Here is a 3,463-nt window from a genome sequence, read left to right on the forward strand (position 1 = left end):
TTCCGCACTTACCTAAATATTTAGAGTGACAGAGTAGTGCTAGACCGACCTACGGCATGAGCCTCTTCACCGGTCAACATCTCCAACCCTTGGCGTTAAATCCACGGACTGGCCCTGTTTCATGCTTGTGGAGGGGCGCTTACGCGCCCTTCGGCGAAACCGTGCCTTCCGGGGTCGCGGGCGCGCCTTGCGGCGCCGTGACCTTCGGCTTCGGCAGGTCGAGCTTGATCGACAGCTCCTTGAGGCGTTCCGCCGGCACGGGGGCCGGGGCCTGCATCAGGAGATCTTCGGCGCGCTGGTTGAGCGGGAAGACGATGACCTCGCGGATGTTCGGCTCGTCCGCCAGCAGCATGACGATGCGGTCGATGCCGGGGGCGGAGCCGCCGTGCGGCGGGGCGCCGAGCTTCATCGCGGAGAGCATGCCGCCGAAGCGGGCTTCCAGCTCTTCCGGCGGGTACCCGGCGATCGCGAAGGCCTTGTACATGACTTCCGGAAGGTGGTTCCGGATGGCGCCCGACGACAGCTCGATGCCGTTGCAGACGATGTCGTACTGGTAGGCGTTGATCGTCAGCGGGTCCTGGTTCTCCAGCGCGTCCAGACCGCCCTGGGGCATCGAGAACGGGTTGTGGCTGAAGTCGATCTTGCCGGTTTCCTCGTCGCGCTCGTACATCGGGAAGTCGACGATCCAGCAGAAGCGGAAGGCGTTCTTCTCGACGATGTCGAGGTCCTCGGCGATCTTGGTGCGGGCGAAGCCGGCCAGCTTGGCGGCGGCGGCCGGCTGGTCGCAGACGAAGAACACGGCGTCGCCGACTTCCAATCCTGCCGCTTCGCGCAATGCCGCCTGCGCCGCTTCCGGCACGAACTTGGCGATCGGACCCTTGCCGCCGGCCGCCTCGAACAGGATGTAGCCGAGGCCGGGAGCGCCCATGCCCTTGGCCCAGTCGTTCAGCTTGTCGAAGAAGCTGCGGGGACGGTCGCCGACGTTGGGGGCGCGGATGGCGCGGACGACGCCGCCCTTGGCGATCACCGACTTGAAGGCCTTGAACTCGACGTCGTCGCGCTCGAACACCGACGTCACGTCGGTGATGACCAGCGGGTTGCGCAGGTCCGGCTTGTCGTTGCCGTATTTCAGCATCGATTCGGCGTAGGGGATGCGCGGGAACGGGTACGGCGTGATATCCGGCTTGGCCGGGCGGCGGAAGCCGCCGAACTCGTCGAAGATGCCGTGCAGCACGGGTTCGATCGCGGCGAAGACGTCTTCCTGGGTGACGAAGGACATCTCGAAATCGAGCTGGTAGAACTCGCCGGGGCTGCGGTCGGCGCGGCTGTCCTCGTCCCGGAAGCAGGGGGCGATCTGGAAATAGCGGTCGTAGCCCGCCATCATCAGGAGCTGCTTGAACTGCTGCGGCGCCTGCGGCAGGGCGTAGAACTTGCCGGGATGCATGCGGCTGGGGACCAGGAAGTCGCGGGCGCCTTCCGGGCTGCTGGCGGTCAGGATCGGCGTCTGGAACTCGTTGAAGCCCTGCTCGATCATGCGGCGGCGGACCGAGGAAATCACCTTGGAGCGCAGCAGGATGTTCTGCTGCATCTTCTCGCGCCGGAGGTCCAGGAAGCGGTAGCGCAGGCGGATTTCCTCGCCGGCGTCGGCGTCGCTGTTGACCTGGAGCGGCAGCGGATCGGCGGCGCTCTGCACCGACAGCTCCTGGAGCTGGACTTCGATCCTGCCGGTGGGCAGCTTGTCGTTCGTGGTCTCGGGCGTGCGCTCGACCACCTTGCCGGTCACGGTGATGACGGATTCCAGCCGCAGACCCTCGACCACCTTGAACAGCGGGTTGGAGCTGTCGACGACGACCTGGGTCAGACCGTAATGGTCGCGCAGATCGATGAACAGCAACTGGCCATGGTCGCGCTTGCGGTTGATCCAGCCTGAAACGCGGACGATCTTGCCGGCATCGGTATCGCGCAGGGCACCGCAGGTGTGGGTCCGGTAGGGATGCATTAGGGGCGCACCTTGAAATAACAGTTATGGCCGCCGCGACGTGACATCGTCCGGCGGCGGTTCGGCCTGGGGGTCACCAGAAAGGTGTTTTGGCGCGCAGAAGCACATGGATGCAAGGTGATTGTCAAGTTTAAGCAGCCCCGCTTTTCCGCAGCCCTCCGGTGTTGTATGAGTGTATTATGAACCTGATCTCGACCACAGCCGACCTGGAAGCGTTCTGCGAGCGCCTGAAAGCGGCGGAATATATCACCGTCGATACCGAATTCATGCGGGAGAAGACGTTCTGGCCCAAGCTGTGCCTTGTCCAGATCGCCGGCCCCGAAGAAGCCGCAGCGGTCGATCCGCTGGCGGACGGCATCGATCTCGCCCCGCTTTTCCGGCTGATGGCCGATCCGGGGGTGCTGAAGGTCTTCCATGCCGCCCGGCAGGATGTGGAAATCTTCTACAACCTGACCGGCGACGTGCCGAAGCCGCTGTTCGACACCCAGATCGCGGCGATGGTCTGCGGCTTCGGCGACAGTGTCGGCTACGAGACGCTGATCTCCCGGCTGGCGGGCGCCCGCGTGGACAAGTCGTCGCGCTTCACCGACTGGTCGGCGCGGCCGCTGACCGAGCGTCAGCTCGTCTATGCCCTGTCCGACGTGACCCATCTGCGGCCGGCCTACGAGAAGCTGAAGCGGAAGCTGGCGCGGACCGGCCGGGAGCATTGGCTGGAGGAAGAGGTCGCCGTCCTGACCGACCCGGCGACATACCGGATCGAGCCGGAAGAATCGTGGAAGCGCCTGAAGGTACGGACCGACAAGCCGCGCTTCCTGGCGATCCTCAAGGAGATTGCGGCCTGGCGCGAGCGGGAAGCCCAGCGGAAGGACCTGCCGCGCTCCCGCATCCTGCGGGACGAGGCGCTGCTGGAGATCGCGTCGCACGCGCCGACGACGGTGGACGACCTTGCCCGGACGCGCGGGCTGGGGCGCAGCGTCGCGGAAGGGCGCTGGGGAACCGAGATGCTGGCCGCCGTCGAGCGCGGCATCGCGACGCCGGTGGCGGAGTGCCCGACGGGCGAGCCGAGGGTGGAACTGCCGCCGGGCCTGACGCCGATCGTGGAACTGCTTCGCGTTCTTCTGAAGATGAAGTGCGAGGACGAGCAGGTCGCCAGCAAGCTGGTCGCCAACTCCGGCGATCTGGAAGCCATCGCGGCCGACGACGACGCGCCGGTCCCTGCCCTCAAAGGCTGGCGGCGCGAGCTGTTCGGCGAGGCGGCCTTGGCGCTGAAGCACGGGCGGCTGGCGCTGGCGATCCAGGACAAGCGGGTCCAGTTGGTGCCGCTGGAGGAGAAGGCGGCGGATTGAGGGGGATGGTGTGGCGGTCAGAGACGGTGATTGAGGGTGTTCCGTCCGGCTCCGTCACACCTCTAAGAGGATGTTGAGTTGAAGACGCGCCAAATTTTCGCGATGGTGTGTCGTGAGG

At 65.7% G+C, this 3,463-nt stretch carries 2 protein-coding genes; one reads left to right on the plus strand and one right to left on the minus strand.

Annotation, left to right across the window (positions count from 1 at the left end; translation table 11 throughout):
- Nucleotides 1-139: 139 nt before the first annotated feature.
- Nucleotides 140-1,999, minus strand: coding sequence for an aspartate--tRNA ligase (aspS, locus tag AC5JJ6_RS04845; RefSeq protein WP_496040958.1), 1,860 nt, complete (start codon nucleotides 1,997-1,999; stop codon nucleotides 140-142).
- A gap of 179 nt (nucleotides 2,000-2,178) precedes the next feature.
- Between aspS and rnd the strand changes: the two genes are divergently transcribed.
- Nucleotides 2,179-3,345 (plus strand): ribonuclease D, encoded by a 1,167-nt coding sequence (gene rnd / locus AC5JJ6_RS04850; RefSeq protein ID WP_496040959.1) that lies wholly within the window; start codon nucleotides 2,179-2,181, stop codon nucleotides 3,343-3,345.
- Nucleotides 3,346-3,463 lie beyond the last annotated feature (118 nt).

Source organism: Skermanella sp. (assembly GCF_059503625.1).

Coding starts and splice junctions, on each gene's coding strand:
- aspS (WP_496040958.1), bottom strand. CDS start 1,999: ATGCATCCCTACCGGACCCACACCTGCGGTGCCCTGCGCGATACCGAT.
- rnd (WP_496040959.1), top strand. CDS start 2,179: ATGAACCTGATCTCGACCACAGCCGACCTGGAAGCGTTCTGCGAGCGC.